Genomic DNA, 26,510 nt, shown 5'->3' with positions numbered 1-26,510 from the left:
CGTTTAGGTCTATGACTCTAGCTGCAAGCAATTTGTCCTGTATTCGGCAGGAAAGGTGCATCTTTCAAGGTGTTGACTTTTCATTGTCCCCGGGTCGCGTACTTTGGGTAAAAGGTCCCAATGGATCCGGCAAATCGTCATTGCTGCGTGTCCTGGCTTGTCTCCTTAAACCCGCTTCAGGAGAGTTTCTCTGGAACGGAAAGTCTGTGGGTGATGACCCTATGGAGTACCAAAGAGAGTTTTCTTACATTGGACATCAAGATGCTTTGAAAGGTTCGTTTTCACCACGCGAAAATCTGAGCTTTTGGTCTAAATATCGGGGAAGTAGTGACGTGGCGGAAGCCATAACTACATTCGAGTTGGATAAAATCGCTGATTACCCCACACAAAACCTATCGGCGGGACAGAAGAAGCGATCCAACTTGGCTCGGCTGTTGATCAGTAACACGCCTCTATGGATTCTGGATGAGCCGATTAGTTCACTCGACAGTCACTATATCGACTTATTTCGGAGTGTCTTGAAAAAGCATATAGCTGCCAAAGGAATGGCCGTACTGGCAACACACCAGGATCTAGGAACAGGGACAGAGGATATTCTCGATATTTCTGAATATGCTGGAGACCTGTCTTGATCGCCTTTTGGACGTTGTTTCTTCGCGATTTGAAGCTGGCATATCGGCAGGGAAGCACAATTCCGATGACATTGGCTTTCTTTGTAATTGCGGTGACCTTATTTCCGTTGGGTGTCGGGCCTGAGCTAAATATCTTGGCTCGGATCGCACCTGGGGTCCTTTGGGTGGCGGCACTACTAGCATGTTTGTTGACTTTGGATCGGCTGTATCAGGCTGATTATGAGGATGGTACGCTCGAACAACTGATGCAGGGGCCCTTGCCAATTGAGTTTATGGTTCTCGCGAAGATTTCGGCTCATTGGATTACCTCTGTTGTTCCATTGATCCTGATCACACCAATTGTTGCTATATCCCTTAATCTGCCGACGGACGGGATCTGGGTTATGGTTTTATCCTTAATGATTGGCTCGCCAGTTTTGAGTTTAATAGGATCAATTGGCGGTGCTCTTACTGTGGCGATGCGTCGCGGTGGTGTCCTGTTGTCGCTTCTGGTCTTGCCCTTATATATTCCAGTACTTATTTTCGGCGTAGCAGCCGTCGAGGCATCGATCGGAATGTTGCCAGTGAAATCCCATTTGATGTTACTCGGTGGTTTGTCATTGGGGGCGTTGGTAGTAAGTCCGATTGCGTCTGGGGCAGCCTTAAGACTAGCGGTTGAGTAAGAATGAAGAATTGGACCATGAGAGAAGAGCAGGCGGTTGAATAATGGCAGTGGATTTACATAAGTTTGCAAATCCGGCCCGTTTCTTAAGAATTTCGGATGCCATATTCCCTTGGGTTTCAGGGTTAGCGGTTATTCTGCTGGCGATTGGCTTATATATGGCCTTGTTTGTCTCTCCGAGAGATTACCAGCAAGGCGACACGGTTCGGATCATGTTTGTGCACGTCCCGGCTGCGTGGATGTCCATGAGCATATATGTGATGATGGCGGTTGCCTCTGCGGTCGGCTTGATCTGGAAGCATCCTGTTGCGGACCTGTCTGCCAAGGCCTCTGCTCCGATTGGGGCATGTTTCACATTTCTGGCGCTCGTTACCGGTGCTCTTTGGGGGCAGCCGATGTGGGGAACATATTGGGTGTGGGATGCGAGATTGACCAGCATGCTGATCCTGTTTTTTCTGTATCTAGGATATATGGCTCTGTGGTCCAGTTTTGATGATCAGTCCAAGGCAGCTAAAGCAGCGGCAATTCTGGTGCTCGTCGGTGTTATCAATATTCCGATTATCAAGTTTTCTGTTGATTGGTGGAACACTCTCCATCAGCCAGCGAGCGTGGCAACTATGGAAGGGCCCAAAATTCATAGCTCAATTCTTACGCCACTTTTAATCATGGGTGTTGCTTATTTGGCTCTGTTCGCGAGTGTCTTCATCATTCGGGTGAAGTCTGAAATCTTAAGCCGCCGCTTGCGAATGTTGCAGATAAATCGTCTTCAGGAATAGCGGCCTAGAGCGTCATTCTGACGCATTTGCCCTGGAAATCTTGGAAAACAAGGCTAGACAGATTATATAGGCATCAAGGCTATAACCAGAGGTCTGAGCTGGGATGGATGGATCGTTGAGTGAATTTCTGCACATGGGTGGCTATGCGGCTTTTGTCTGGCCGTCATATGGGTTATCGGCCCTTGTCCTTTTTCTTCTTGTTTTTCTCAGTATTCGTAAGTTGAAAGTGACTGAGCGGTTGTTAAAACCGTTGGAGGAGGAACGGCAACTTGCTCGGACTCAAAGACGCCAGGCGAGGGAGAAAACAGTATGACTAGGAAAAAGCGTCGCCTCTATATTGTTCTCTCCGGCTTGGCTGTGCTCGGGGTTGCCGCGGCTCTTGTGCTCTCATCCTTTGAAGATAGCCTAGTGTTTTTTCACAGCCCTTCCGATCTGGTTGAGAAACCAGTTCCTGCAGGCAGGACATTCCGTTTAGGTGGCCTTGTTGAAGAAGGAAGTTATGTAAAGGATGGGGTGGAAATCCGCTTTAAAGTCACGGATATGGCTGAAAGCGTTGAAGTTCACTATAGAGGTTTGGTTCCAGATTTATTTCGTGAAGGCCAAGGTGTGGTCACTGAAGGCCAAATGGACGAAAACGGAGTTTTCAGGGCGACCAATGTTCTTGCTAAACATGACGAGAATTATATGCCGCCAGAAGTTGCGGAGAGTTTGAAGGAAAGGGGTCAATGGAAAGAGAAAGAGGCAGGCAATGACAGCTGAACTTGGTCAATTTGGCTTAATTCTGGCTCTAATTGTTGCTCTTTTACAAGGAACTGTTCCACTGGTTGGTGCGGGCCGCCGCAATCTTCCTATGATGAACTTTGCATCCAGTTCTGCGCTCGTTCAATTCCTCGCTGTAACGCTTAGTTTCTTTGCCCTGACTGTTGCCTATTTAGGAAGTGATTTTTCAGTTTCTAACGTGGCGGAAAATTCTCACTCATTAAAACCGCTTCTGTATAAAATTAGTGGCGTTTGGGGCAATCATGAAGGTTCACTGCTTCTTTGGGCCTGGATCCTAGCGTTGTTTGGGCTTGCCGTTGCAATCTTTGGTCGATATCTCCCTGCATCCCTTAAAGCCAGGGTGTTGTCCATTCAGGGTTTAATTGGCGTCGGCTTTTTATTGTTCATTCTTTTTACATCAAATCCGTTTGAGCGGCTAGATCCGGCCCCGTTTGAGGGGAGAGGCTTAAACCCGCTGCTACAAGATCCAGGGTTGGCTTTTCATCCGCCTTTTCTTTATCTGGGTTATGTTGGACTTTCTGTAACCTTTTCCTTTGCGATCGCAGCTTTGATAGAGGGAAAAGTCGATCCGGCCTGGGCGAGGTGGGTTCGCCCTTGGACGTTGGCTGCGTGGGGATTTTTGACACTCGGGATCGCGCTCGGCTCCTGGTGGGCCTATTACGAGCTCGGCTGGGGTGGTTGGTGGTTCTGGGACCCCGTTGAAAATGCCTCCTTTATGCCTTGGCTGATTTCTACGGCTCTATTGCACTCTGCCATTGTTGTTGAGAAACGAGATGCTTTGAAAAACTGGACCATCTTGCTTGCAATTATTGCTTTCAGTTTTTCTCTGCTAGGTACGTTTCTTGTTCGCTCCGGTGTGCTTAATTCTGTACACGCGTTCGCAACAGATCCTGAAAGAGGCGTTTTCATTCTGGCTTTCCTGTTTGTTGTCGTTGGCGGGTCTCTGACACTTTATGCAATTCGAGCACCGAAAATGCGTGGTGGTGGGGTTTTCGCGCCGATTAGTCGTGAAGGGGCACTGGTTTTCAACAATCTCCTGCTATCGACAGCTGCGGCAACGGTTTTATTGGGAACCTTATATCCGTTATTTCTGGATGCAGTTTCAGGTGCGAAAGTCTCGGTTGGCCCCCCTTTCTTTAACTCCACGTTTCTCCCGCTTGCTATGCCACTCATCGTGGCGTTGGCGTTTGGACCGTTCCTTCCTTGGAAGCGAGCCGATTTGAAATCCGTACTTGATCGGTTAAAGCTTGCGGTCGTTGCTGTTCTTGTTTTGCTTGGGGTGACATGGTGGATCGTTGATGAAGGCCCAGTTTTAGCATTTGTAGGTATGGCCTTATTCGCATGGCTGACAGCAGCAGTTTTGATTGAATGGGCGGAGCGCATCAAACTATTTAGAACTAGTTTTTCCAACAGTTTCAAACGTATGAGGAACTTGCCGAGAAGTGCTCATGGCATGACTCTTGCCCATCTAGGTGTAGCAATGGTTATCCTTGGGGTTACCGCGTCGGAAGCTTGGCAAAGTGAGCGATTGGGCGTCATGATGCCCAATGAAACTGTGTCGGTCGGCGGTTATGAATTTACCTTTAAAGGCGCAGCTGAGGGGCGCGGGCCCAACTATGATACGTTAAGTGGCACTTTTGACGTAACTAAAGAGGGCCAAAAGATCGTAACCTTAACGCCGGAACAACGCGTTTATCAATCACCGCCTATGGAGACCACTGAAGCTGCTATTTGGCCGATGCTAAGCGCGGACCTTTATGTGGTAATTGGGGAAAGTGATGGTAAAGGTGGCCACGCAACCCGGATTTATCACAAGCCATTCGTATCCTGGATTTGGGGTGGCGCGATCGTGATGTTCATTGGTGGTCTTTTCAGCCTGAGTGATCGACGTTTCCGCATTGGGTCTGTTCAAAAGAGTAAGGCATCAACGAAACCACAAAGGCCAGCAGAGGTGTCCGGATGAAATTAAAATTCCTTGCGCCGCTAATCACATTTGCCGTGATTTCTGGGGTTATGCTTTATGCCTTATTTTATTTGGATCCAAGTGAAATTCCGTCTGAGCTGATTGATAAAAAGGCTCCAGAATTTTCTCTTACTGCAGTTCCAGGTTATGGAGAGGATTTGTCTGCAACGGATCTGCGCTCCGGTAAAGTCACCTTGTTGAACGTCTTCGCTTCCTGGTGTGTCGCCTGCTTGGCGGAGCATCCAACACTGATGGAACTAAAGCGAGCAGGAAAAGTCGAAATTTTCGGATTAAACTATAAGGACACGCCAGAAGCAGCGGCTAAATGGTTGAAGAAACATGGCAACCCTTATACCCGAACAGGCATGGACTTGAAGGGGCGCGTTGGCATCGATTTCGGTGTGTACGGTGTTCCAGAAACTTTCATTATGGGGCCTGATGGCACAATCTTGGATAAAATCATTGGTCCAATAACAGAGAGAGACCTGCAGCAGAAAATCCTCCCTCGGCTTACTGGGAATTTGGGTTAATGACAGATCTTCAGCTTTATAAAAGGCTGGTATCAAGTCTATTGATAACGTTGAGCGTGTTTGTTCTGTTTGTGTCTGCCGCAAATGCGATATTTGTTGAGGAACGGCTTGAAGATCCCAAGCTTGAGGAAAGAGCACGAGACATTGCAGATGGAATTCGATGTCTGGTGTGCCAAAACCAATCGATCATGGATAGTAACGCGGATCTTGCCAAAGACTTAAGATCTATTGTGAGAGAGCGGGTTGCGGCTGGGGACAGTGATGATCAGGTCAAAACTTATTTAGTATCCCGATATGGTGACTGGGTTCTTCTAGATCCCCCTTTCAAACCAAGAACTTTATTGCTTTGGTTAGCGCCGGTTCTGTTTTTCTTCATTGGAGCGGTGTTCATGTGGCAATTTCTTCGCCGCAAGTCTAAAGAAGCTGTGGCGGACGGCGGCATTTCCAGTGCACTGACACCAGAGGAAGAACAGAAGCTCAAGACGTTGCTTGAGGATGACGCTGAGGAGAAAAAGAGATGATCTGGGTGGTGTTGTGCGCTACTCTCGCCTTTGCAGCGATTATTCTGATTTGGCCGTTTCTCTGGAAATCATCTCGAACAGCAGAGGACCAACTTCAGGGCTTAGATGTTTATAAGTATCAGCTGAAAGAGCTTGAGGAGGATGTTGAGCGAGGTGTTGTTTCGGAGGCTGACGCAGAGCCCGTGCGACTTGAAATCAAGCGTCGGATTTTAAGGGCAGGTGAAGAACAACAAATAAAGCAAAAAGCGGAAACTCATCTTGCAGTGAAAGCGGTTTTGATTGTGCTTGTTCTGTCTTTGGGATCTCTGCGGCTTTATTCCTATCTTGGATCACCAGATCTTCCCTCAAAACCGCTAGCCTCCCGCGACATACAAGCCGAAAAACGTCAATTTGCAACCCAGGATCTTGGTAGTCTTGTAAAAAGGTTGGCGGAAAAACTTCAGGAGCAGCCGGACAATCTAGACGGATGGGTCTTGCTGGCACGTACTTTGAACCGAATGAGCCGGTATGAGGACGCAGCAAATACTTACTTGCAGGCAACCCGTCTTGCACCTGAGGATGCAGATCTTTATGTCGGTGCAGCTGAAAACTTCTTTTTCCTTGCTGATGGGACAGTAAGTGACGCTGCACTTCAAAATTTCAAAAAGGCCTATTCGCTTGATCCTCTCCATCCGGGTGCGCGGTTCTACTTGGCCTTGTACGATGCACAAAATGGTGAACTGGCAGTGGCTCTGACTAAATGGAGCAATCTCTATAAAGATAGCGAACCTGAAGCGCCCTACATGCCTATTCTGGCAAAACGTATTGAGGCTGTTGCATCTGAGCTTGGCAAAGATGTAAGTGAATTACTGGCAAGTAAGGAACTTCCGACAGGAGATAAAGGCCCGTCGCGCGAAGATATGGAAGCAGCAGCAGAGCTGTCTGCTGCAGATCGTCAAGACATGATAAATTCCATGGTTGCAGGGTTAGCGGATCGAATGGCTGAAAACCCTGACTTCCCTGGATTGATGAAGCTGGGCAGAGCCTATTCGACGCTTAAACAGTTTGAGAAATCAGCAGACGCCTATAGCCGAGCGGCTGTCTTACAACCTAAAAATCCTGAGCCACTTGTATTTCAGGCGTTAGCTTTGGTTCTGGGATCAGAGGGGCGGGAGCCACCTGAAACTGCATTGCAGGTTTATCGCAAAATTCTTGACCTTGATGAAACAATCCCAGAAGCGCATTGGTATTTAGGTGTTGCGGCTGCACTCAAAGGCGATACTCAAGAAGCCCGAACTCATTGGGAACAGATGCTTAAGTTGGTGCCGGAGGGAAGTAAAATCTACGCAAATGTTCAGCAGGCAATAAACTCCCTTTCCCAACAGTCTGAGAATTGATAATCTTCCTCCGTGGATAGAAATCCACAAGAGTAGGATTTAGCAGCAATGGTAAAAATATCAGGAACTGTAGCGGGCGGTGTGCAAATGTCTGGGCGGATGTTCGGCCAGAATTTTTCTGCTGCAGAACAACAAGTTCGACCTGTCGAAAAAGTTGATAAGCCCGTTATTATAAACGACCAGCGTCCTGATATGACGTTTAGTGGAATTGGCCGCACGATTGATATTAGTGTTTGAAGGCTGCGGCAGTTCTGACTGTTTTCAGGATGGGAGTTAAGATGTCTGGCTCTACTAACCCACTTGATTATGGATTTTCTCGGGAGGTTCCTGAGGGAGATAGTATCGAGAGGGATGTCTGTCAGGATTGTGGCTGGGTACATTATGTAAATCCTAAAATTGTTGTCGGATCTGTCGTCACATATGAGGATAAATTCCTTCTGTGCCGCCGGGCTATTAACCCAAGAAAAAATTTCTGGACCTTACCCGCAGGCTACATGGAGCAGCAGGAAACGACAGAAGAAGGTGCGGCTCGGGAAGCGATGGAGGAGGCTAATGCCCATATTCAAATTCGCGACCTATTGGCTATTTACAACATCACTCATATTAGTCAGGTCCAGATCATGTATCGGGCGGAGCTGACAAAACCTGATTTTTCGGCGGGTCCCGAATCTTTGGAAGTTGAGCTATTTAGGTGGAGTGAAATTCCTTGGAATGATTTGGCGTTCCCGACTGTCTATTGGGCCCTTCACCATTACGATCAGATCAAAGAAAAATCCGCATTTGTGCCCTTTGGAAATGCGGATGGCGATATTGCAAAACGATCTTTTGAATTGATGAGACGAGCTTAACCCTTAAAGAGCCTGAGCCTCCAGATAGGGTATTAAAAGATGCTGGTATTTGTTGATCGATTTATAACCCTTGAAGTCTTCTGGCATGGTCTGAATGGCTTTTGATAGTTGCGCTGCCTTGTTTGGATCGATGGCAACCTCTTCAAGGGGAGTGTTGAAAATCCGGATCGTAAAAAGCGTGTCACGACCGTTTTCCAATCTTTGAAGAGTTTGTTTTTCAACGCGAAAGAAAATCTTTGAGCCGACTGTTTCTTGCGTGATCTCAGGTGCTGCCTGTTGCGTCCGCCACCAACTTGGTTGGAACAATGCATCGCTGTCGTATAGGCCCCAATTGAACCGCTGTACGTTTTTTGATGACTTCATGTTGTTGAAGAAAAGATCAATCGACCGACCGATTTCCGTATTTACACGCGGGACCGGATCATGAATTTGACGCATGGTTCGCCCAACTTTACTGGCTAAGTCCCAAGCAGATGGAAAGCAGACAGCGGCAGCCGTTAGTGCGAAGCCATTCTCTTTCTCCTGCATGATAACCAAATCCTCTTGAACAAGCGCTGCTGCGCGTGCGAGGGGGTTAGGATCGTTCAAGTGATGGGCTGTATCAATGTTGGGATGATCTTTTTTAAGTTTTGCCAACACGCGCCTTAAGACTTCCTGTTCAGCAGTTTTCGCTTCGGGAGTGGATGCAAAAACTTTTTCTCTCTGCTTTGTTAGCAGCTCTCTGCGCTGAGCCGTTTCAGTCGTATAGTTCTCATCTACCTCAATCCAGCTATCGTCCTGGAGCGGTTTTAAACCCATGCTTAGACGGAAATCACCCTGCTCAACTGGGAAATAGGGAAGTGCCACCTACTTAACCTTCGCTCGTTGAGTCTTTCTTAGTGTAGCGCGTAATGAGTGGGACTTGCGCCAAAAAGAAGATGAAGGTAATGCCCGTAAAGCCGAAAACCTTTACGTTGACCCAGAGGTCCGTTGAGAAGTTTCGCCAGACAACTTCATTGACAAGAGCGAGTAGTAAAAAGAACAAGGTCATCCTTACGGTTAATTGTTTCCAACCAGCATCCTCCAGATCCCAGAAGTTGCCAAAGAGTGTTTTAATGAAGGATTTACCAAGTAACAGACCGGCACCCAAGGCTGCTGCGAAAAGGACGTAGATGATTGTAGGCTTCATTTTTATGAACGTATCATCGTTCAGATATAGGGTGAGGCCGCCAAAGATAGTGACCACAACTGCGGTGACCAGCGGCATGGCTGGCAGGCGTCGTTCGTAATAGTAGGAAACCGCCAATGATATCAGAGTGGTCACCATAATGACGCCAGTTGCCACATACAAATCATACAAATAGTAAGCCCCGAAAAACAGGAGGATTGGTCCCAATTCAGTTGCTGTTTTGATCGCTTGTGGCATACGGCCTTGTGACATGATTACTTAATTCCGGTATTAGTTGTTGTCTGCACCAGCAAGGGCGCGAGCGAAATCCTTAGCGGCAAATGGTTGCAAATCCTCGATGCCTTCACCAACGCCAATGGCATGGACAGGTAGCTTGAACTTATCTGCAATGGCGACAAGCACGCCGCCGCGAGCTGTTCCGTCCAGCTTGGTCATGACAAGGCCAGTCACATCGCAGGCTTTGCCAAAAATTTCTGCCTGATTGAGGGCATTTTGTCCGGTGGTGGCGTCCAAAACCAGAATACTTGAATGGGGAGCATCAGGGTTTAGCTTTCTTAAAACCCTGAGTATTTTTTCAAGTTCCGCCATTAAATCTGATTTGTTTTGGAGACGACCAGCAGTATCAATCAGCAAGAGATCCGCGTTCTCTTCGACGGCCTGTTCATATGCGCTATAGGCAAGACCCGCAGCATCTCCACCAACTTTGGTCGTGATGACTTTGGCGCCTGTTCGCTCTCCCCAGATAGAGAGTTGTTCAATCGCAGCGGCACGAAAAGTATCACCAGCAGCAAGAACGACCTTTTTACCCTGATCACTATATTGTTTGGCGAGCTTTCCTATCGTAGTGGTTTTACCTGATCCGTTCACGCCGATGACTAAAACTACGTGGGGTTTTAAACCTTCCTGCAACTTAAATGGTTGGGTAACAGGCTCCAGGATAGTGGCAACCTCTTCTGCCAGCGCCTCCCGAATTTCTTCGGGGGAAATCTCTTTGTCGTAGCGGGTTTTGGCAATGTTTGCAGCTATCCGTGCTGCTGTAGACACACCTAGATCAGCGCTAATTAAAAGCTCCTCTAGTTCTTCTACGACGTCATCATCGAGCTTACGCTTGGTGAAAATATCGGAGATACCGGATGAAATGGCATTAGAGGATCGTTTGAGACCGTCTTTAAGTCGACTGAACCAGCCCTTTTTTTCTTTTGGGGACGTATCACTCATAAAGCTTTAGCTACCTCAAGATTTGCATGCAGCTTCTGACCATCGCTGCCTGTAATCATAACGTCAAAGATCGTACCTGGTTCTGCAGTGAAATCAAATTTTACTGGAGCATATGTTTCAGTTCGGCCAGTTGTTTCATTTTCGGCAAGGACCGGTAATTTTTGGCCCACGAGACTGTTCAGGTGACGTGCGAGATTTTCCTCACCAACTGCACGAAGGGTAGCTGCGCGCTCCTTTCGAATGTTTCCAGGAACTTGAGGCATTTTAGCCGCTGGAGTTCCGGGACGCTCTGAATATGGGAAAACATGTGCGTAAGTTATGTCGCATTCTTCCAGTAGCAGGCGACTATTCTCAGCCATTTCATCAGTTTCGGTTGGGAAGCCCGCAATGATATCCGCTCCAAAAACCACATCAGGCCTTAAGCTACGTGCTTTTTCGACAAAATCGTAAACATCCTGACGTAAATGTCGGCGCTTCATCCGCTTTAGAACCATATCGTCACCCGCCTGCAGACTAATATGCAGGTGTGGCATTAATCGTTTTTCTTTTTCGATCAGGCGCCAAAGATCTTCATCGATCTCTACTGGATCGAGGGAGGAGAGCCGAAGGCGTTTGATATCTGGAACAGCAGCCAGCAATCGGCGGCACATTTGCCCTAGGGTTGGGGTGCCCGGAAGATCCTCCCCATAGGCTGTGATGTCCACGCCTGTTAGTACAAATTCCTGATAACCATTTTCGGTTAGACTTCGGGCTTGCTCAACGATGGCACCAAGGGGCACTGATCTACTGTTGCCGCGGCCATAAGGAATAATGCAGAAAGTGCAGCGATGATTACACCCATTTTGAATTTGTAGAAAAGCGCGCGCGCGCCCCTCAAAACCTTCTAAAAGGTGGCTGGCGGTCTCAGTTGCAGACATGATGTCATTCACCTGAACTCTCTCCGCAGCCTCAAGGCCAAAGGATTCCGGTTCCAGTTTTTCCAGGTTACCAAGGATCTGATCCACCTCAGTCATTTCCTGAAACTGATCGGGATTAGTCTGGGCAGCGCATCCTGTTACAATAATTTTTGCGTCAGGATGATCCCGTCTTGCTTTTCTGATCGCTTGACGGGCCTGTCTTTCGGCTTCGTTCGTAACGGCACAGGTATTTATGATTACTGCGTTATTTAGACCCGCTGCTGTGGCATGTCCGCGCATAACCTCAGATTCATAGGTATTAAGTCGACATCCGAAGGTGACTATCTCGGGCTGTTTTAAAGGACCTGAACTCATTGTTCTGCTCCTTCCAGCAGGGTAGGGTTCAAAATACCCTCAAAGGAATAGGCGATATCACCGCCCATCAGAACATGGTCGTCCTCACGCCATTCCATCAGCAGAGGGCCGCCATTCAAGTGAACTGTTGCTTTGCGGTCCACTAATCCTCTACGGGTAGCGGCGACAATTGTTGCGCAAGCAGCTGATCCACAAGCTAAAGTAATTCCAACGCCCCGTTCCCATACCCGAAGACGAAGGGAACTATCCGTATTTTGACTGACTACGCTGATATTGGCTTTGGCTGGCAAAAGTGGATCATGCTCCAGAATGGGACCCCATTTTTCCAAATCAATGCTTTCAGCATCATCTGTAAAAAAGACTAGATGAGGATTACCCATATTGACTGCAACCGGATCGCTGAGGGGGCCTGCGGCGATCGACACATGATCGGTGTCTTCCTCACGGGCCAAAGGAATGGCTTGCCAGTTAAGACGCGGTTTGCCCATATCAATAACAATAGGGGCATTGGATCCCTTGGTTCCTTTTAGATAGCCAGCCACAGTTTCAATCACAACAGAGTCGGAATTGGTTTCCTGCATCATAAGATGGGCGACACAACGGGTCGCATTGCCACAAGCTTCAGCCTCTGTCCCATCGGAGTTGTATATCCGCATAAAAACATCAGCAGCTTCGGTTGGTTCCAGGACAACAAGTTGGTCATAACCAACTCCTCTGTGCCGATCACCGATCGCTCGCAAATTGGCAGGGGTCAGTTTTGGATCGTTTTCACGTCCATCGATGATGACAAAGTCATTGCCGAGCCCATGCATTTTTTTAAAAGCGACTTGTTCCATATCGCGCGATATAGGGGTTATTGTGGCTTGGGTCCAGTTAATAGTTATGGAAACTGCGCGGAAAAACTTGACTCTTCCCCTCCTCTATGGCTATTTCACCGCACTCAGCTCAAATGAGTGTTATAAATCCGTGCCGTATAAGGTACCCGTCAGTCCACGAGTTTCGTGCACTGGCGCTTTTTGCGTTGTATGGATTTTAGCTCTTTTTTGAGGCTTGGTAACGAATTTAACTGATTGATGAAACACAGGTTTTAACTGAATGTTTGAAAATCTGACGGGCAGACTAGGCGACGTACTTGGCAAATTGACCAAGCGGGGCGCCCTTACGGAAGCAGACGTCAATGAGGTTATGCGCGAAGTCCGCGTGGCCTTGTTGGAAGCTGATGTTGCACTGCCTGTTGTTAAAAGTTTTATCAAGAAAGCCAAAACCAAAGCAGTTGGCACAGAAGTCCTCAAATCCATCAACCCTGGCCAAATGGTCATCAAGGTGGTCCATGATCAGCTTGTTGAAACTCTCGGGTCCGAATCGCAGGAACTAAACCTGCTGGCGGTGCCACCGGTTGTCTTCATGATGGTTGGTCTGCAAGGTTCTGGTAAAACGACATCTACCGCCAAGATCGCCAAATATCTTACCGAGAAAAAGGGTAAGAAAGTGATGATGGCGTCTCTTGACGTCCGCCGTCCAGCTGCTCAGGAGCAGCTGCGTGTTCTGGGTGAGCAAACTGACATCACCACACTGCCGATTGTTGAAGGACAGCAGCCTGTCGAAATTGCCAAGCGGGCGCTTCAGTCAGCCAAACTGCAAGGTTTCGACGTCGTTATGTTGGATACCGCCGGCCGCTTGCATGTCGATGAGCAATTGATGGCCGAAATGAAGGCTGTCCATGAGATCTCCGCACCAACAGAAACTCTTTTGGTTGTAGACAGCTTGACTGGTCAGGACGCAGTCAATGTTGCGCAGCAGTTTAAAGAGCGGGTTGATGTAACCGGTGTGGTCATGACCAGAATCGACGGCGACGGCCGCGGCGGCGCTGCACTTTCCATGAGGGAAGTCACAGGTTGCCCGATCAAGTTGTTGGGTACTGGTGAAAAACTGGATGCGCTGGAAGCATTCCACCCGGATCGGTTGGCAAACCGAATTCTTGGTATGGGCGATGTTGTATCGCTGGTGGAAAAAGCCTCCGAACTGATCGAAAAAGACGAAGCAGATCGCCTCGCCAAGAAGATGCAAAAAGGCCAGTTCGATTTGGACGATCTGGCAGGCCAGCTAAGGCAAATGCTGAAAATGGGCGGGATGAACAGCCTTGTTGGTATGTTGCCCGGCGTTGGTAAGATGAAAAAGCAGCTCGAAGGTGCAAACCTGGATGACAAGCTGCTGAAAAGACAGATTGCGATTGTGGAATCCATGACGCCAAAAGAGCGCCGGAATCCTCAAATCATAGCGGCATCTCGCAAGCGACGCATTGCGGCTGGTGCCGGAATGTCCGTTCAGGACGTTAATCGGTTGCTTAAACAGCACAAACAGATGGCGTCAATGATGAAAAAGGTGAAGAAGCTTGGCAATAAAGGCGTCATGCGTGGCGGCATGCAAGGCCTTCTTCCCCCAGGTATGAAATTTTAAAGACAGTATTTTACTGAAGAGAGAGAAGTTTAACTATGGCACTGAAAATTCGCCTTACCCGTCAGGGTGCTAAGAAACGTCCCTTCTACCGTATCGTAGTTGCAGACGTCCGTAGCCCTCGTGATGGTCGGTATATTGAAATCGTAGGTACATACAACCCAATGCTGGCAAAAGACAGCGGCGAACGGGTTAAGCTGGATGAAGAGCGGATCAAGCATTGGCTCGGAACTGGCGCGCAGCCAACAGATCGGGTTCAAAAATTCCTGGCTGAAGCTGGAATCTCCGAAAAAGTTGAGCGCAATAATCCAAACAAAGCTAAGCCAAAAGCTAAAGCTCAGGAGCGTCTGCGTGAAGCTGAAGAAGCTGCTCGTGAAGCTGCTGAAGCTGCCGAAGCTGCAAAAGCCGAAGCTGCTGCTGCAGAGGAAGCTCCAGCAGAAGAAGCTGCTGAAGAAAAGGCTGAAGCTTAAGGGTTATCTGGTATGTCACAGTCGGACCGACTGCTGCTCGGCGTTATTACTGGCGCAAAAGGCATTAGGGGCGAGTTAAAGGTCAAATCCTTTACGGAATTCCCTGAAGATATCGCAGCGTATGGTCCGCTGGAAAATAAAACCGGTGAAACGACTTTTGATGTTTCGCTGGTGGGTATGTCAAAGTCCCAGCCGGTTATCCGGATTAAAGGGGTAACAGATCGCAATCAGGCAGAAGCCCTAAAAGGGCAAGAGCTTTATGTTCCGCGAGACAGGTTACCTGAGATTGAAGAGGAAGATGCCTTCTATCACACTGACCTTGTGGGGTTGGATGTGATTAATGAAGACGGAAACCGATTTGGTCGTATCCTGAGACTGAATGATTTCGGTGGTGGGGACATTCTGGAGATCGTGCCAGAGGGAAAAGGGAAAAAATCCAGTGTTCTGGTACCCTTTACCAAGGAAATGGTGCCGGTCGTTGATCTGGAAAAAGGGCATATCGTGGTGAATTTGCCGGATGATTTCTTTGAGGTCCCTGATAAGGAACCTGCAGAGAGTTCAGACGGAAGTCGGTAGGAGCGCAAGACGAAGATGTTGTCGCGCGACACTGAATGTAAAGAGGAAGATCGCGGGTCTTGGAAGGCTCATGTTCTTACTCTTTTTCCGGATATGTTTCCGGGTCCGTTGGGGCAGTCGTTGGCTGGCCGAGGACTGGAAACGGGAGCCTGGGAATTGCAGGTGACCAATATCCGGGACTATTCAGTCGGTAAACACCATACGGTGGATGACAGTCCTTTTGGGGGCGGTGCCGGCATGGTGATGAGGCCAGATGTTTTGGGTAACGCCATTGATGCGGCAAAAGTCGCTTCCGGTGGCGATAAAAGATTGATGTATTTCAGCCCTCGGGGACGGGTTATGGACCAGTCTCTGATAAGGGAAGTCGCTGAAGGACCAGGAGTAATCCTGCTTTGTGGGCGCTTTGAAGGCATTGATCAAAGGGTTATCGAAGCCCGGGAGTTGGAAGAAGTTTCCTTAGGGGATTTCATACTTTCAGGCGGAGAGATTGCTGCGATGGCGATGCTGGATGCAGTGGTTCGATTATTACCAGGCGTGACTGGGAACCAATCGTCCCTTGAAGATGAGAGTTTTGAGACCGGGTTGTTGGAATATTCCCATTATACCCGGCCTGCGGTCTGGGAAGGCCGTGAAGTCCCGGAGGTTTTGCTATCTGGGCATCATGAAAAGATCAAGGAGTGGCGGCAACACTGCTCCGAAGAGTTGACGAAACAACGGCGGGCGGATCTATGGGACCGTCTGTCGGATGAAAAACTGAAATGAAGGTGAAAGCTATGAATACAATCCAGCAGCTCGAGAAAGAGCAGATTGAAAAGCTGACAGCTGAGCGTCCGGCTCCGGAATTCCGTCCCGGTGACACTCTGCGGGTGCATGTGAAAGTTGTCGAGGGAACTCGTGAACGTATCCAGGTGTTCGAAGGCGTATGTATCGCTCGGAACTCCGGTGGTATCAATGCAAACTTCACTGTTCGTAAGATCTCCTACGGTGAAGGCGTTGAGCGTGTATTCCCACTATATTCTCCACGGATCGACAAAATTGAAGTTGTCCGCCAGGGTATTGTTCGCCGCTCTAAGCTTTACTACCTGCGTGGTCTTCGTGGTAAGAAAGCTCGTATCCGCGAGCGTCGCGAAGATCGTGGTGTCAAGAAAGCTGCTGAATAAGTTTTCTGGCGCCCTGATTTTGGTTAAAAAGGAACCGGCATGGCAATCGGCTGTGCCGGTATTCCTGTTAAGAACAAAATAAAATCCCGACTAGAGAGGAACACGAAATGGGTGCAGCGAAAACCCTGTATGACAAAATTTGGGACAGTCACTTGGTTGATGTGCAGGACGATGGTGCGAGCCTGCTATACATTGATCGCCATCTTGTCCATGAAGTCACCAGTCCACAGGCCTTTGAAGGTTTGCGGGTAGCAGGGCGAAAAGTCCGTCGACCAGATGCGACTTTTGCAGTTGCAGACCATAACGTTCCAACCAAGGATCTCCACCTTGGGATTGTTGATCCGGAAAGTAAGCTTCAGGTTGAAACACTGGAAGCTAACGTTAAGGCATTCGGCGTCAATTATTTCTCCATGACAGATGATCGGCGCGGCATCGTGCATATCATTGGTCCGGAGCAAGGGTTGACGTTGCCTGGCATGACAATCGTCTGCGGTGATAGTCACACTTCTACTCATGGTGCTTTTGGTGCCTTGGCTCATGGCATTGGTACTTCTGAAGTGGAGCATGTGCTTGCCACCCAGACACTGATCCAGAAAAAAGCTATGAATATGCGGGTGCTGGTCAATGGGAAATTGCCCGTTGGTGTTACCGCAAAGGATTTGGCTTTGGCCATCATCGGCAAAATCGGTACCGCAGGTGGTACAGGTTGCGTGATCGAATACGCGGGTGAGGCAGTTCGCTCACTTTCCATGGAAGGTCGCATGACCCTATGCAACCTGACGATCGAGGCTGGTGCACGGGCTGGGTTGATCGCTCCGGACGACACAACCTTCGAATATATCAAAGGCCGTCCTTATGCGCCAAAAGCTGGTGCGTATGAACAAGCTGTTGCTTATTGGAAAACACTGACCACCGATGAAGGTGCAGTGTTCGATAAGGAAGTTGTTCTGGAAGCATCAGAAATTGTTCCTTATGTCACTTGGGGGACAAGCCCTGAAGACGCGCTCCCGATTACAGCTTCAGTGCCTTTCCCAAAAGATTTCCCTGACAGTGGTAAGCAGGTTGCAGCAGAGCGATCCCTGAAATACATGGGGCTGGAAGCTGGCATGAAACTGACAGATATCGTTGTGGATCATGTCTTTGTTGGCTCTTGCACCAATGGCCGTATTGAGGACATGCGCGCCGTTGCAGAAATTGTTAAAGGCAAGAAGGTCAAAGACAGTGTAAACGCCATTATCGTTCCTGGCTCTGGTCTTGTGAAATTGCAAGCAGAAGAAGAAGGTTTGGATAAGATCTTTGTGGAAGCAGGGTTTGAATGGCGGGAGCCTGGTTGTTCAATGTGTCTGGCCATGAATGCAGACCGTTTGGATGAAGGTGATCGTTGTGCTTCAACGTCAAACCGGAACTTTGAAGGCCGCCAGGGACGTGGTGGACGGACCCATTTGGTCAGTCCTGCAATGGCTGCCGCTGCAGCAATTACAGGTCATCTAACTGACGTTCGCGAATTGGGTTAAGGGGGATAACAATGGAAAAATTTACAACTCTCTCCGGTGTAGCTGCGCCAATGCCTTTGGTGAATATCGACACGGATATGATTATCCCAAAACAGTACCTGAAAACCATTCAGCGAGCTGGGCTTGGTAAGAACCTGTTTGCTGAAATGCGCTATAACAATGATGGATCTGAGGTTGAGGATTTTGTCCTGAACCAGCCGGCCTACCGGCAATCTCAGATCCTTGTAGCAGGTGATAACTTCGGGTGTGGTTCCAGCCGGGAACATGCGCCTTGGGCGTTGGCTGATTTTGGCATCCGGTGCGTTATTTCCACCTCTTTTGCGGACATCTTCTATAACAACTGTTTTAAAAACGGTATTCTGCCTATCCAGGTTTCCCAGGAAGAGTTGGATAAGCTTTTGGATGATGCTGACCGCGGATCCAACGCGACACTGACAGTCGATCTTCCCAACCAGGAAATCAAGGGCCCGGATGGGGGAACTATTTCTTTCGAGATCGACCCTTTCCGTAAGCATTGCCTTCTCAATGGGCTGGATGAGGTTGGTTTAACGCTGCAAAAAGCGGACAAGGTAGACAGCTTTGAAGAGAAGCAAAAACTCAGTCAGCCTTGGTTGCAAGCCGAATAAAGTAATGGGTGGGGCCTAAGGGGGCTCCCACTACCCTAGCACTAAAAGAATAGGAAGAAAAAATGGCGTCTAACAAGTCACTTCTGATCCTGCCTGGTGATGGTATTGGTCCGGAAGCAATGACGGAAGTCCGTCGTATCGTGGATTGGATGGAAGATAAACGTGCGGTAAAATTCGATGTGGATGAAGATCTTGTAGGTGGATCTTCTATCGATAAGCACGGTATCCCGATTACAGATGCGGTTGTGGACAAAGCTCAAAATGTAGATGCTGTTCTTCTTGGCGCTGTTGGTGGTCCAAAATGGGACAATCTGGATTTTTCTATTAAGCCAGAACGTGGCCTTTTGCGTCTTCGCAAAGACCTAGAGCTATACGCCAACCTGCGTCCGGCAATTTGCTTTGATGCGCTTGTTGATGCGTCTAGCTTGAAACCAGAATTGGTCAGTGGTCTGGACATTATGATCGTTCGGGAACTGACAGGCGGCGTTTACTTTGGTGAGCCGCGTGGTATTGAGGATCTGGGCAACGGAATTCGCAAAGGCGTTAACACTCAGGTATATACAACACCTGAAATTCAACGTGTTGCGCGTGTCGCTTTTGAATTGGCACGAAAACGGAACGGCCGTGTGGTTTCCAGTGAAAAAGCAAACGTTATGGAGAGCGGTGTTCTTTGGCGTGAAGAAGTTACAAAGATCCATGACGAAGAGTTTCCTGATGTGGAGCTCAGCCACATGTATGCAGACAATGCTGCTATGCAGTTGGTCCGTGCGCCTAAGCAGTTTGATGTGATTGTAACTGATAATCTTTTCGGTGATATTTTGTCGGATTGTGCGGCCATGTTGACAGGCTCTCTTGGTATGTTACCCTCCGCGTCCCTTGGTGACGTCGACGAGCACGGACGTCGTAAGGCCCTATATGAACCTGTACATGGGTCCGCTCCTGATATTGCGGGGCAGGGAAAAGCTAATCCGATTGCGACTATTTTGTCTTATGGCATGGCGCTGCGCTATAGCTTCGACATGGCGGATGAGGCAGACTTGGTTGAGAAAGCGGTTCAGAACGTTCTTGCAAAAGGCATTCGGACTGCAGATATCATGTCGGAAGGCAAGAACATGGTGTCTACCACTGAAATGGGGGATGCCATTATTAGTGAACTTGATAGTTTGAGTAACTAACCCTATCTACAGGTTTGCATTTTAACCAAATTCCATGGTGATCATTCCGGTCGCCATGGGGAAAGTGAATGAAAGATCAAAATCATGGGATACAATGTTGCTGTTGTCGGTGCGACTGGTAATGTCGGCCGCGAAATGCTGAATATTCTCGAAGAACGCCAATTTCCGGTTGCTAAAGTCACGGCACTGGCTTCCAAGCGTTCCGTGGGTAAACAGGTTTCGTTCGGTGACAAGACGTTGACGGTCCAGAACCTGGACGATTTTGATTTCACAGGAACCGATTTCGCACTGTTTTCTGCTGGTGGTTCTGTGTCCGCAAAATATGCGCCGATTGCCGCGTCTCAGGGTTGTATTGTTATCGACAATTCAAGCCACTATCGCATGGACCCAGATGTACCGCTGATCGTACCTGAAGTTAATCCAGAGGCGGCGGCGGGTTATACCAAAAAGAACATTATCGCGAACCCGAACTGTTCGACAGCTCAGTTGGTTGTTGCTCTGAAGCCTTTGCACGATGCTGCTAAAATCAAGCGCGTTGTTGTTTCTACCTACCAGTCTGTTTCTGGCGCGGGGAACGAAGCAATGGAAGAGCTTTTCAATCAGACAAAAGGGATGTTTGTTCATGATGAGCCAACACCTTCAAACTTCACAAAGCAGATTGCGTTCAACGTAATTCCGCATATCGACGTTTTCATGGATGACCGCTACACGAAAGAGGAGTGGAAAATGACCGTGGAAACAAAGAAAATTATCGATCCTGCGATAAAGTTGAATGCAACATGTGTTCGGGTCCCTACTTTTGTAGGTCACGCAGAAAGCGTGAATATCGAATTTGAAAACAGTTTGTCTGCTGATGAGGCTCGGGAATTGTTGCGAGAAGCACCTGGCATCATGGTTGTCGATAATCCGGAAGAAAACGGATATGTCACACCTGTGGAATGTGTTGGTGACTATGCGACTTTTATTTCTCGGATCCGGGACGATTCCACTGTCGATAATGCAATCAACCTTTGGTGTGTGTCTGATAACCTCAGAAAAGGTGCAGCACTAAACACTGTGCAGATTGCAGAACTAGTTGGTCGTGAGTATTTGAAAAAAGCCGCTTAATCAGCCTGTTACATCAAAATCATAATAAACCGTCCGGTGTTACCGGGCGGTTTTTTTATGGTCTACTTCAGGGAGAAAATTACTTTTCTTGTTGGTTAAGCGCAACTTTGTTGCGTTGCAGCAAAAAATGCTTATGATGCAGCCAAAAAATAAAGACAATAGTCAGTTTAGCGGAGAAAAACATGCCCAAATCCCTCAGACCTCGTCGTTCTGTATTGTATATGCCTGGCTCCAATGCCCGGGCGCAGGAAAAAGCCAAAGGACTTGCCGCTGATGGATTGATCCTGGATTTGGAGGATGCTGTAGCGCCTGGCGCAAAAGCAGAGGCTCGGGAGATCGTTTGTGCAAACGCCGCAAGTGGCGATTATGGCAAACGGGAAATCATTATTCGCGTCAATGGTCTTGATACGCCTTGGGGCCGGGACGATATCATCGCGGCTTCAAAGGCAGCGCCTGACGCAATATTGCTGCCAAAAGTAGAAAGTGCCGCTCAAATTCATGAGCTTGAAAAGCTTATGGTTGAAAATGGTGCGCCTGATACTACTTCTATTTGGTGCATGATGGAGACGCCGCTTGGAATTCTGAAGGCTGAAGAAATTGCTTCTGCGTCCAAGCGGATCGATTGTTTTGTTATGGGAACATCTGATCTTGTTAAAGAACTCCAAGCTCAGCACACAGCGATGCGTCTTCCGGTTATAACGTCCTTGGGATTATGCCTTCTCGCAGGGCGGGCCTATGGATTGACAGTTTTAGACGGCGTTTATCTTGACCTTGGTGATGATGACGGTTACCGCGCATCTTGTGTGCAGGGTCTAGAGCTTGGTTTCGACGGCAAAACATTGATACATCCAAGACAGCTCGATGCCGCGAATGAGGTTTTTGCGCCGTCCGCTGATGAGGTTGTCTATTCTCGCCGTGTGATTGAAGCGTTTGAACAGGCAGAAAAAGAAGGTAAAGGTGTTGTTCTTGTGGATGGTAAGCTTGTTGAGAACCTGCATGTTGAAATTGCCAAGGCGAAAGTTGCTTTGGCAGATGCGATTGACGAAATGGCGTCTTGAGGGAGAGAGTTAATGGGCTCAAGTAAAACAAATCCTGGGAATTTTTTCGAAGATTTTAAATTAGGTCAGGTCCTCTACCACGCAACGCCGCGAACAATCACTGAAGGGGATGTTTCTCTGTACACAGCCCTTTATGGGGGTCGGTTTGCGCTGCAGTCTGCTGATAGTTTTGCATTGGACTGTGGTCTGCAGGCAGCGCCAGTCGATGATCTTCTTGTTTTTCATATTGTATTTGGCAAGACGGTTCCAGATATCTCGTTAAACGCGGTTGCCAATCTGGGATATGCTGATGTGAAGTTTATTGCTCCGGTTTATCCAGGGGATAGCGTTCAAACCACTTCTGAAGTAATTGGTCTGAAAGAAAATTCCAATGGCAAAACAGGCGTGGTTTACGTTCGCTCAACAGGTGTGAATCAAATGGGCGAGGTTGTTCTGGATTATGTCCGCTGGGTGATGGTCCGCAAAAAGGATCCATCAGCGGCTGCACCAGAAACCGTATTGCCTGAGTTGCCAGAAACTGTAGATCCTGCCGCATTCTTTGTGCCATCACAATTTGATGTATCACGCTATGACACGGCGCTGGCTGGTTCTGTTCACTTGTTTGAAGATTATGAGGTTGGCGAGAAAATTGATCACGTGGATGGTATGACTATCGAAGAAGCTGAGCATATGCTGGCTACGCGATTGTATCAAAACACGGCCAAAGTTCATTTCAACCAACATATGATGAAAGATGACCGAATGGGTCGTCGCTTGATTTATGGCGGTCATATCATCAGTCTCGTAAGAAGTCTGTCGTTTAATGGACTTGGAAATGCCCTTTTCGTTGCAGCGATTAATGGGGGATCTCATACAGCACCAACCTTTGCCGGTGATACCATTTATGCTTGGAGTGAGGTGCTGGACAAAGCTGACGTGCCAGGAAGAACTGATCTAGGTGCGCTTCGGATTCGTAGCTTAGGTGTGAAAAATCAAACATGTGCCGATTTTCCTGATAAAGCTGAGGATGGGAAGAGAGATCCATCCGTTGTTTTGGATCTTGATTGTTGGGTGATATTGCCAAAAGCCACAATTGAGGTATAAAAAGGCATTCATTAGTGCAGGTTTTGTTGACTAACCCTTTTCTGATCCTACAATTCGTGCCAAAAAAGAAGATCGAGTAACTCATAGATAGCTTAGCTAGAGAGATATCCATGGCGAATATAGAAAGACCCCTATCGCCGCATCTGCAAATTTATAAACCGCAGATCACGATGGTAACCTCCATCACCCATCGCATCACGGGAGTTGCGCTTGGTGTTGGTACCCTGCTTTTAGCCTGGTGGTTGATTGCCGCCGCAACTGGCCCTGAAGCCTTTGATACCGTAAGTGCGTTCCTGACGTCTTGGTTTGGTCGCTTGGTGATGTTTGGTTTTACTTGGGCGCTGTTTTACCATTTGTGTAATGGTATTCGTCACCTGTTCTGGGATGCGGGTAAGGGTTTTGAGCTTCCAACGATGCGCAAAACAGGTATGGCTGCCATCATCTGCTCTGTCGTTCTGACGCTGTTGACCTGGGCTATCGCCTACGGCATGGGAGCGTAATCATGAGCATGAAAACACCTCTTAAAAATGTCCGTGGCTTGGGATCTGCTAAGGATGGAACCACCCATTGGTGGCATCAGAAAGTGACAGCTGTCGCTTTGATTCCTCTTTTTGTTATCGCTCTTGCCTATGCGATCTGCCTAACCGGTGCAGATTATATGCAGGTTCGCGAAACTCTCAGCTCACCGTTTGCAACAATTGTGATGCTTCTTTTGATTGGAACGACTTTCTACCATCTGAAGCTTGGTCTTCAGGTCGTGATTGAAGATTACATTCATACAGAAAGCACAAAAATTGTTTGTTTGCTGCTGAATACTTTTATTTGCTCAATTGTGGGTCTCGCCGCAGCGCTGGCCGTTCTCAAGCTGGCCTTCGGGGGATAATGTAGATGTCTGAAGCTTATCCAATTATCGAACATGAATATGACGTGGTTGTTGTCGGTGCTGGCGGTGCTGGCCTTCGTGCAACCATGGGCATGGCACAAGCTGGTCTGAAAACAGCGGCTGTTACCAAGGTATTTCCAACTCGTTCACACACCGTTGCAGCGCAAGGCGGAATCTCCGCATCGCTTGGCAACATGGGTGAAGATAACTGGCAGTGGCACATGTATGACACTGTTAAGGGGTCTGACTGGCTGGGCGATCAGGATGCCATCGAATATATGTGCCGGGAAGCTCCGCAAGCGGTTCTGGAACTAGAGCAGTTTGGTATGCCATTCTCCCGGACTGAAGAAGGCAAGATTTATCAGCGCGCGTTTGGTGGAATGACCACCCAGTTTGGTGAAGGTCCTGCTGCTCAGCGGACTTGTGCCGCGGCTGACCGGACTGGGCATGCTATGTTGCATACCTTGTACAGTCAGTCTTTGAAGTATGAGACCGATTTCTACATTGAGTATTTTGCTCTTGATCTGATCATGGACAAAGACGGCGCCTGTAAAGGTGTTCTGTGTCTGTGTTTGGAAGATGGAACATTGCACCTGTTCCGCTCCCACATGGTTGTGCTGGCAACAGGCGGTTTTGGCCGGGCATATTTCTCATGTACATCTGCACATACCTGTACAGGTGACGGCGGTGGAATGGTTCTCCGGGCCGGTTTGCCCCTTCAGGATATGGAATTCACTCAGTTCCATCCAACTGGAATTTACGGGGCTGGTTGCCTGATCACAGAAGGTGTACGTGGTGAGGGTGGTTACCTTGTAAACGGTGAAGGTGAGCGCTTCATGGAGCGGTATGCTCCAAGTGCGAAAGACCTTGCCAGCCGTGACGTTGTTAGCCGCTCCATGACAATGGAAATTCGCGAAGGCCGCGGTGTCGGCGATCGGAACGATCATATCTTCCTGCATCTGGATCATCTAGATTCAGCCATGATTGAAGAGCGGTTACCTGGTATTTCTGAAAGTGCCCGCATTTTTGCTGGCGTTGATGTGACAAAGGAGCCTATTCCGGTTATCCCAACCGTTCACTACAACATGGGCGGTATTCCAACCAACTATCATGGTGAGGTTGTGGATCTGAAAGGGGATAACCCAGATGCGGTTGTTCCTGGCCTGATGGCTGTTGGTGAAGCGGCTTGTGTGTCTGTTCATGGCGCAAACCGCCTTGGTTCCAACTCACTAATTGATCTCGTGGTGTTCGGGCGTGCAGCAGCGCTTCGGGCAAAAGATGTAATTAAACCAGGTACGAAACATGCGCCTCTAGCAGGCGATGCATGTGACGCTGCACTATCGCGTCTTGATGGATTCCGTAATGCAAGCGGTGGTCAGTCTACTGCCCAGATCCGTGACAAGATGCAACGGGTTATGCAAGACGACTGTGCAGTGTTCCGGACAGGTGAAAGCCTGCAGGAAGGTGTTCAGAAGATCGGTGAAGTTGAAAAACAGATGGCCGATATCAAGACTACTGACCGTTCACTGGTTTGGAACTCTGACCTTGTGGAAACACTGGAGCTGGATAACCTCATTCGTCAGGCCGTTGTCTCCATGACAGCTGCTGAGAACCGGAAAGAAAGCCGCGGTGCGCATGCCCGTGAGGACTTCCCGGATCGGGACGATGAAAACTGGATGAAACATACATTGACTTATCACAGTGATGCAGAAGGTGTTCGGATTGATTATCGTCCGGTCCACACTTACACACTGACTGATGAGATCGATTATATTAAACCCAAAGCCCGGGTTTACTAAGAGCTAGGGAAGTAAGACATGGTAGAACTGGCATTGCCTAAGAACTCAAAGGTTGGCACCGGGAGAACCCACCCGAAACCTGATGGGGCAAAGAACGTCAAGACCTTCAATATCTATCGTTGGTCTCCTGATGATTCCGAAAACCCACGTATCGATACATATTATGTAGACCTAGATACTTGCGGCCCAATGATTTTGGATGGTCTAATCAAGATCAAGAATGAAATTGATCCGACTCTGACATTTCGGCGGTCCTGCCGCGAAGGTATTTGTGGCTCCTGTGCCATGAATATTAATGGGACGAACACACTCGCTTGTACAAAAGGCATGGATGAAGTGGATGGTGACATCAATATTTATCCACTTCCACATCAGCCTGTTGTGAAGGATTTGGTTCCGGATCTGACAAACTTCTATGCTCAGTATGCATCCATCAAGCCTTGGATGCAGACCCAGACCCCACCTCCACCAGATCGGGAACGTCTTCAATCGAAAGAAGATCGTGAAAAACTGGATGGTTTGTACGAATGCATTCTGTGTGCTTGTTGTTCGACCTCATGCCCAAGTTATTGGTGGAATTCAGACCGCTTCCTAGGACCAGCCATTTTGCTGCAGGCATATCGCTGGCTCGCTGATAGCCGTGATGAATTTACAGGTGAGCGACTGGATAATCTAGAGGATCCATTCCGTCTTTATCGCTGTCATACAATTATGAACTGCGCAAATACGTGTCCGAAAGGCTTGAACCCTGCGAAGGCGATTGCGGAGATTAAGAAAATGATGGTTGAACGCCGTTAATAGGGGCGTTCAATTTAAAAAAAAGAAAAGGCTGCCTTTTGGCGGCCTTTTTTCTTTGAAAGG

General features: G+C 48.4%; 31 protein-coding genes. 26 read left to right on the top strand and 5 right to left on the bottom strand.

Annotated elements, in window-relative coordinates; genetic code table 11:
* Window positions 1–11 precede the first annotated feature (11 nt).
* The 11 genes from ccmA (at window position 12) to HH301_RS01260 (ending at window position 8,087) form a co-directional block, all read left to right on the top strand.
* Window positions 12–632, top strand: a complete 621-nt coding sequence (gene ccmA, locus HH301_RS01310; RefSeq protein WP_169566243.1) for a heme ABC exporter ATP-binding protein CcmA — start codon at window positions 12–14, stop codon at window positions 630–632.
* Complete coding sequence (gene ccmB / locus HH301_RS01305; RefSeq protein WP_169566241.1) at window positions 629–1,294, top strand: heme exporter protein CcmB; 666 nt, start codon at window positions 629–631, stop codon at window positions 1,292–1,294. The genes ccmA and ccmB overlap by 4 nt, the downstream gene beginning before the upstream one ends.
* Before the next feature lie 43 nt (window positions 1,295–1,337).
* Window positions 1,338–2,069 carry a heme ABC transporter permease gene (locus tag HH301_RS01300; RefSeq protein ID WP_169566239.1) on the top strand — a complete coding sequence of 244 codons (732 nt, stop codon included), beginning with the start codon at window positions 1,338–1,340 and terminating at the stop codon, window positions 2,067–2,069.
* Window positions 2,070–2,184: 115 nt separating this feature from the next.
* Complete coding sequence (ccmD, locus tag HH301_RS01295; protein WP_169566236.1) at window positions 2,185–2,382, top strand: heme exporter protein CcmD; 198 nt, start codon at window positions 2,185–2,187, stop codon at window positions 2,380–2,382.
* Entirely contained in the window at window positions 2,379–2,828 is a 450-nt protein-coding gene (gene ccmE, locus HH301_RS01290) for a cytochrome c maturation protein CcmE (protein ID WP_169566235.1), read from the top strand. The genes ccmD and ccmE overlap by 4 nt, the downstream gene beginning before the upstream one ends.
* Window positions 2,818–4,812 carry a heme lyase CcmF/NrfE family subunit gene (locus HH301_RS01285; RefSeq protein ID WP_169566233.1) on the top strand — a complete coding sequence of 665 codons (1,995 nt, stop codon included), beginning with the start codon at window positions 2,818–2,820 and terminating at the stop codon, window positions 4,810–4,812. Before ccmE ends, HH301_RS01285 begins: the two co-directional genes overlap by 11 nt.
* Window positions 4,809–5,342 carry a DsbE family thiol:disulfide interchange protein gene (locus HH301_RS01280; protein ID WP_169566232.1) on the top strand — a complete coding sequence of 178 codons (534 nt, stop codon included), beginning with the start codon at window positions 4,809–4,811 and terminating at the stop codon, window positions 5,340–5,342. The genes HH301_RS01285 and HH301_RS01280 overlap by 4 nt, the downstream gene beginning before the upstream one ends.
* Window positions 5,342–5,863, top strand: coding sequence for a cytochrome c-type biogenesis protein (locus HH301_RS01275; RefSeq protein WP_169566229.1), 522 nt, complete (start codon window positions 5,342–5,344; stop codon window positions 5,861–5,863). The genes HH301_RS01280 and HH301_RS01275 overlap by 1 nt, the downstream gene beginning before the upstream one ends.
* A complete protein-coding gene (gene ccmI, locus HH301_RS01270; RefSeq protein WP_169566227.1) occupies window positions 5,860–7,239 on the top strand; it encodes a c-type cytochrome biogenesis protein CcmI in 1,380 nt (459 codons plus the stop codon). The genes HH301_RS01275 and ccmI overlap by 4 nt, the downstream gene beginning before the upstream one ends.
* Before the next feature lie 48 nt (window positions 7,240–7,287).
* Window positions 7,288–7,476, top strand: coding sequence for a hypothetical protein (locus tag HH301_RS01265; RefSeq protein WP_169566225.1), 189 nt, complete (start codon window positions 7,288–7,290; stop codon window positions 7,474–7,476).
* A 41-nt stretch (window positions 7,477–7,517) separates the two neighbouring features.
* Window positions 7,518–8,087, top strand: coding sequence for an NUDIX hydrolase (locus HH301_RS01260; protein WP_169566223.1), 570 nt, complete (start codon window positions 7,518–7,520; stop codon window positions 8,085–8,087).
* A 3-nt stretch (window positions 8,088–8,090) separates the two neighbouring features.
* Here the strand turns inward: HH301_RS01260 and HH301_RS01255 are convergent, their stop codons facing one another.
* The 5 genes from HH301_RS01255 to dapF are packed head-to-tail and all read right to left on the bottom strand — an operon-like array spanning window position 8,091 to window position 12,580.
* Window positions 8,091–8,933 (bottom strand): heme-dependent oxidative N-demethylase subunit alpha family protein, encoded by an 843-nt coding sequence (locus HH301_RS01255; protein WP_169566222.1) that lies wholly within the window; start codon window positions 8,931–8,933, stop codon window positions 8,091–8,093.
* 4 nt (window positions 8,934–8,937) lie between these two features.
* Window positions 8,938–9,507, bottom strand: a complete 570-nt coding sequence (locus HH301_RS01250) for a septation protein A (RefSeq protein ID WP_169566220.1) — start codon at window positions 9,505–9,507, stop codon at window positions 8,938–8,940.
* Window positions 9,508–9,525: 18 nt separating this feature from the next.
* Complete coding sequence (gene ftsY / locus HH301_RS01245) at window positions 9,526–10,473, bottom strand: signal recognition particle-docking protein FtsY (protein WP_169566219.1); 948 nt, start codon at window positions 10,471–10,473, stop codon at window positions 9,526–9,528.
* Entirely contained in the window at window positions 10,470–11,744 is a 1,275-nt protein-coding gene (gene mtaB / locus HH301_RS01240) for a tRNA (N(6)-L-threonylcarbamoyladenosine(37)-C(2))-methylthiotransferase MtaB (RefSeq protein ID WP_169566218.1), read from the bottom strand. The genes ftsY and mtaB overlap by 4 nt, the downstream gene beginning before the upstream one ends.
* Complete coding sequence (dapF, locus tag HH301_RS01235; RefSeq protein ID WP_169566217.1) at window positions 11,741–12,580, bottom strand: diaminopimelate epimerase; 840 nt, start codon at window positions 12,578–12,580, stop codon at window positions 11,741–11,743. Before dapF ends, mtaB begins: the two co-directional genes overlap by 4 nt.
* A gap of 259 nt (window positions 12,581–12,839) precedes the next feature.
* On the opposite strand from dapF, the gene ffh reads away from it, so the two are divergent.
* The 15 genes from ffh (at window position 12,840) to HH301_RS01160 (ending at window position 26,447) form a co-directional block, all read left to right on the top strand.
* On the top strand, window positions 12,840–14,201 hold the full coding sequence (gene ffh, locus HH301_RS01230; RefSeq protein WP_169566216.1) for a signal recognition particle protein: 1,362 nt from the start codon (window positions 12,840–12,842) through the stop codon (window positions 14,199–14,201).
* A 35-nt stretch (window positions 14,202–14,236) separates the two neighbouring features.
* Entirely contained in the window at window positions 14,237–14,668 is a 432-nt protein-coding gene (rpsP, locus tag HH301_RS17925) for a 30S ribosomal protein S16 (RefSeq protein ID WP_169566215.1), read from the top strand.
* Window positions 14,669–14,680: 12 nt separating this feature from the next.
* Entirely contained in the window at window positions 14,681–15,244 is a 564-nt protein-coding gene (gene rimM, locus HH301_RS01220) for a ribosome maturation factor RimM (RefSeq protein WP_169566214.1), read from the top strand.
* A 15-nt stretch (window positions 15,245–15,259) separates the two neighbouring features.
* Window positions 15,260–16,006 carry a tRNA (guanosine(37)-N1)-methyltransferase TrmD gene (gene trmD, locus HH301_RS01215; protein ID WP_169566213.1) on the top strand — a complete coding sequence of 249 codons (747 nt, stop codon included), beginning with the start codon at window positions 15,260–15,262 and terminating at the stop codon, window positions 16,004–16,006.
* 11 nt (window positions 16,007–16,017) lie between these two features.
* A complete protein-coding gene (gene rplS / locus HH301_RS01210; protein ID WP_169569451.1) occupies window positions 16,018–16,404 on the top strand; it encodes a 50S ribosomal protein L19 in 387 nt (128 codons plus the stop codon).
* Between the two features lie 107 nt (window positions 16,405–16,511).
* Window positions 16,512–17,918, top strand: coding sequence for a 3-isopropylmalate dehydratase large subunit (leuC, locus tag HH301_RS01205; protein WP_169566212.1), 1,407 nt, complete (start codon window positions 16,512–16,514; stop codon window positions 17,916–17,918).
* A gap of 11 nt (window positions 17,919–17,929) precedes the next feature.
* Window positions 17,930–18,544 (top strand): 3-isopropylmalate dehydratase small subunit, encoded by a 615-nt coding sequence (gene leuD / locus HH301_RS01200; protein WP_169566211.1) that lies wholly within the window; start codon window positions 17,930–17,932, stop codon window positions 18,542–18,544.
* 62 nt (window positions 18,545–18,606) lie between these two features.
* The gene (gene leuB / locus HH301_RS01195; protein WP_169566210.1) at window positions 18,607–19,719 is read left to right on the top strand and encodes a 3-isopropylmalate dehydrogenase; all 1,113 of its coding nucleotides are present in this window, start codon (window positions 18,607–18,609) and stop codon (window positions 19,717–19,719) included.
* An 84-nt stretch (window positions 19,720–19,803) separates the two neighbouring features.
* On the top strand, window positions 19,804–20,826 hold the full coding sequence (locus HH301_RS01190; protein ID WP_169566209.1) for an aspartate-semialdehyde dehydrogenase: 1,023 nt from the start codon (window positions 19,804–19,806) through the stop codon (window positions 20,824–20,826).
* A gap of 182 nt (window positions 20,827–21,008) precedes the next feature.
* On the top strand, window positions 21,009–21,884 hold the full coding sequence (locus HH301_RS01185; protein WP_169566208.1) for an HpcH/HpaI aldolase/citrate lyase family protein: 876 nt from the start codon (window positions 21,009–21,011) through the stop codon (window positions 21,882–21,884).
* Window positions 21,885–21,896: 12 nt separating this feature from the next.
* Window positions 21,897–22,967: a MaoC family dehydratase gene (locus tag HH301_RS01180; RefSeq protein WP_169566207.1), complete on the top strand. Its 1,071-nt coding sequence runs from the start codon at window positions 21,897–21,899 to the stop codon at window positions 22,965–22,967.
* A gap of 110 nt (window positions 22,968–23,077) precedes the next feature.
* Entirely contained in the window at window positions 23,078–23,467 is a 390-nt protein-coding gene (gene sdhC, locus HH301_RS01175; protein ID WP_169566206.1) for a succinate dehydrogenase, cytochrome b556 subunit, read from the top strand.
* A gap of 2 nt (window positions 23,468–23,469) precedes the next feature.
* Window positions 23,470–23,850, top strand: a complete 381-nt coding sequence (gene sdhD / locus HH301_RS01170; RefSeq protein WP_169566205.1) for a succinate dehydrogenase, hydrophobic membrane anchor protein — start codon at window positions 23,470–23,472, stop codon at window positions 23,848–23,850.
* Window positions 23,851–23,855: 5 nt separating this feature from the next.
* Window positions 23,856–25,649 (top strand): succinate dehydrogenase flavoprotein subunit, encoded by a 1,794-nt coding sequence (sdhA, locus tag HH301_RS01165; protein ID WP_169566204.1) that lies wholly within the window; start codon window positions 23,856–23,858, stop codon window positions 25,647–25,649.
* 18 nt (window positions 25,650–25,667) lie between these two features.
* Window positions 25,668–26,447 carry a succinate dehydrogenase iron-sulfur subunit gene (locus tag HH301_RS01160; RefSeq protein ID WP_169566203.1) on the top strand — a complete coding sequence of 260 codons (780 nt, stop codon included), beginning with the start codon at window positions 25,668–25,670 and terminating at the stop codon, window positions 26,445–26,447.
* Window positions 26,448–26,510 lie beyond the last annotated feature (63 nt).

This window comes from Sneathiella limimaris (genome assembly GCF_012932565.1).
GTDB classification, from domain to species: domain Bacteria; phylum Pseudomonadota; class Alphaproteobacteria; order Sneathiellales; family Sneathiellaceae; genus Sneathiella; species Sneathiella limimaris.
Note: the sequence above shows the minus strand (reverse complement) of the source record. Positions and strands in the feature narration are given on the sequence as shown.

What these genes read in the sequence shown, in the direction of transcription:
- ccmA (WP_169566243.1), top strand. Translation starts at nt 12, where the DNA reads ATGACTCTAGCTGCAAGCAATTTGTCCTGTATTCGGCAGGAAAGGTGC.
- HH301_RS01300 (WP_169566239.1), top strand. Translation starts at nt 1,338, where the DNA reads ATGGCAGTGGATTTACATAAGTTTGCAAATCCGGCCCGTTTCTTAAGA.
- ccmE (WP_169566235.1), top strand. Translation starts at nt 2,379, where the DNA reads ATGACTAGGAAAAAGCGTCGCCTCTATATTGTTCTCTCCGGCTTGGCT.
- HH301_RS01285 (WP_169566233.1), top strand. Translation starts at nt 2,818, where the DNA reads ATGACAGCTGAACTTGGTCAATTTGGCTTAATTCTGGCTCTAATTGTT.
- HH301_RS01280 (WP_169566232.1), top strand. Translation starts at nt 4,809, where the DNA reads ATGAAATTAAAATTCCTTGCGCCGCTAATCACATTTGCCGTGATTTCT.
- HH301_RS01275 (WP_169566229.1), top strand. Translation starts at nt 5,342, where the DNA reads ATGACAGATCTTCAGCTTTATAAAAGGCTGGTATCAAGTCTATTGATA.
- ccmI (WP_169566227.1), top strand. Translation starts at nt 5,860, where the DNA reads ATGATCTGGGTGGTGTTGTGCGCTACTCTCGCCTTTGCAGCGATTATT.
- HH301_RS01265 (WP_169566225.1), top strand. Translation starts at nt 7,288, where the DNA reads ATGGTAAAAATATCAGGAACTGTAGCGGGCGGTGTGCAAATGTCTGGG.
- HH301_RS01260 (WP_169566223.1), top strand. Translation starts at nt 7,518, where the DNA reads ATGTCTGGCTCTACTAACCCACTTGATTATGGATTTTCTCGGGAGGTT.
- HH301_RS01250 (WP_169566220.1), bottom strand. Translation starts at nt 9,507, where the DNA reads ATGTCACAAGGCCGTATGCCACAAGCGATCAAAACAGCAACTGAATTG.
- ftsY (WP_169566219.1), bottom strand. Translation starts at nt 10,473, where the DNA reads ATGAGTGATACGTCCCCAAAAGAAAAAAAGGGCTGGTTCAGTCGACTT.
- mtaB (WP_169566218.1), bottom strand. Translation starts at nt 11,744, where the DNA reads ATGAGTTCAGGTCCTTTAAAACAGCCCGAGATAGTCACCTTCGGATGT.
- dapF (WP_169566217.1), bottom strand. Translation starts at nt 12,580, where the DNA reads ATGGAACAAGTCGCTTTTAAAAAAATGCATGGGCTCGGCAATGACTTT.
- ffh (WP_169566216.1), top strand. Translation starts at nt 12,840, where the DNA reads ATGTTTGAAAATCTGACGGGCAGACTAGGCGACGTACTTGGCAAATTG.
- rpsP (WP_169566215.1), top strand. Translation starts at nt 14,237, where the DNA reads ATGGCACTGAAAATTCGCCTTACCCGTCAGGGTGCTAAGAAACGTCCC.
- rimM (WP_169566214.1), top strand. Translation starts at nt 14,681, where the DNA reads ATGTCACAGTCGGACCGACTGCTGCTCGGCGTTATTACTGGCGCAAAA.
- trmD (WP_169566213.1), top strand. Translation starts at nt 15,260, where the DNA reads ATGTTGTCGCGCGACACTGAATGTAAAGAGGAAGATCGCGGGTCTTGG.
- rplS (WP_169569451.1), top strand. Translation starts at nt 16,018, where the DNA reads ATGAATACAATCCAGCAGCTCGAGAAAGAGCAGATTGAAAAGCTGACA.
- leuC (WP_169566212.1), top strand. Translation starts at nt 16,512, where the DNA reads ATGGGTGCAGCGAAAACCCTGTATGACAAAATTTGGGACAGTCACTTG.
- leuD (WP_169566211.1), top strand. Translation starts at nt 17,930, where the DNA reads ATGGAAAAATTTACAACTCTCTCCGGTGTAGCTGCGCCAATGCCTTTG.
- leuB (WP_169566210.1), top strand. Translation starts at nt 18,607, where the DNA reads ATGGCGTCTAACAAGTCACTTCTGATCCTGCCTGGTGATGGTATTGGT.
- HH301_RS01190 (WP_169566209.1), top strand. Translation starts at nt 19,804, where the DNA reads ATGGGATACAATGTTGCTGTTGTCGGTGCGACTGGTAATGTCGGCCGC.
- HH301_RS01185 (WP_169566208.1), top strand. Translation starts at nt 21,009, where the DNA reads ATGCCCAAATCCCTCAGACCTCGTCGTTCTGTATTGTATATGCCTGGC.
- HH301_RS01180 (WP_169566207.1), top strand. Translation starts at nt 21,897, where the DNA reads ATGGGCTCAAGTAAAACAAATCCTGGGAATTTTTTCGAAGATTTTAAA.
- sdhC (WP_169566206.1), top strand. Translation starts at nt 23,078, where the DNA reads ATGGCGAATATAGAAAGACCCCTATCGCCGCATCTGCAAATTTATAAA.
- sdhD (WP_169566205.1), top strand. Translation starts at nt 23,470, where the DNA reads ATGAGCATGAAAACACCTCTTAAAAATGTCCGTGGCTTGGGATCTGCT.
- sdhA (WP_169566204.1), top strand. Translation starts at nt 23,856, where the DNA reads ATGTCTGAAGCTTATCCAATTATCGAACATGAATATGACGTGGTTGTT.
- HH301_RS01160 (WP_169566203.1), top strand. Translation starts at nt 25,668, where the DNA reads ATGGTAGAACTGGCATTGCCTAAGAACTCAAAGGTTGGCACCGGGAGA.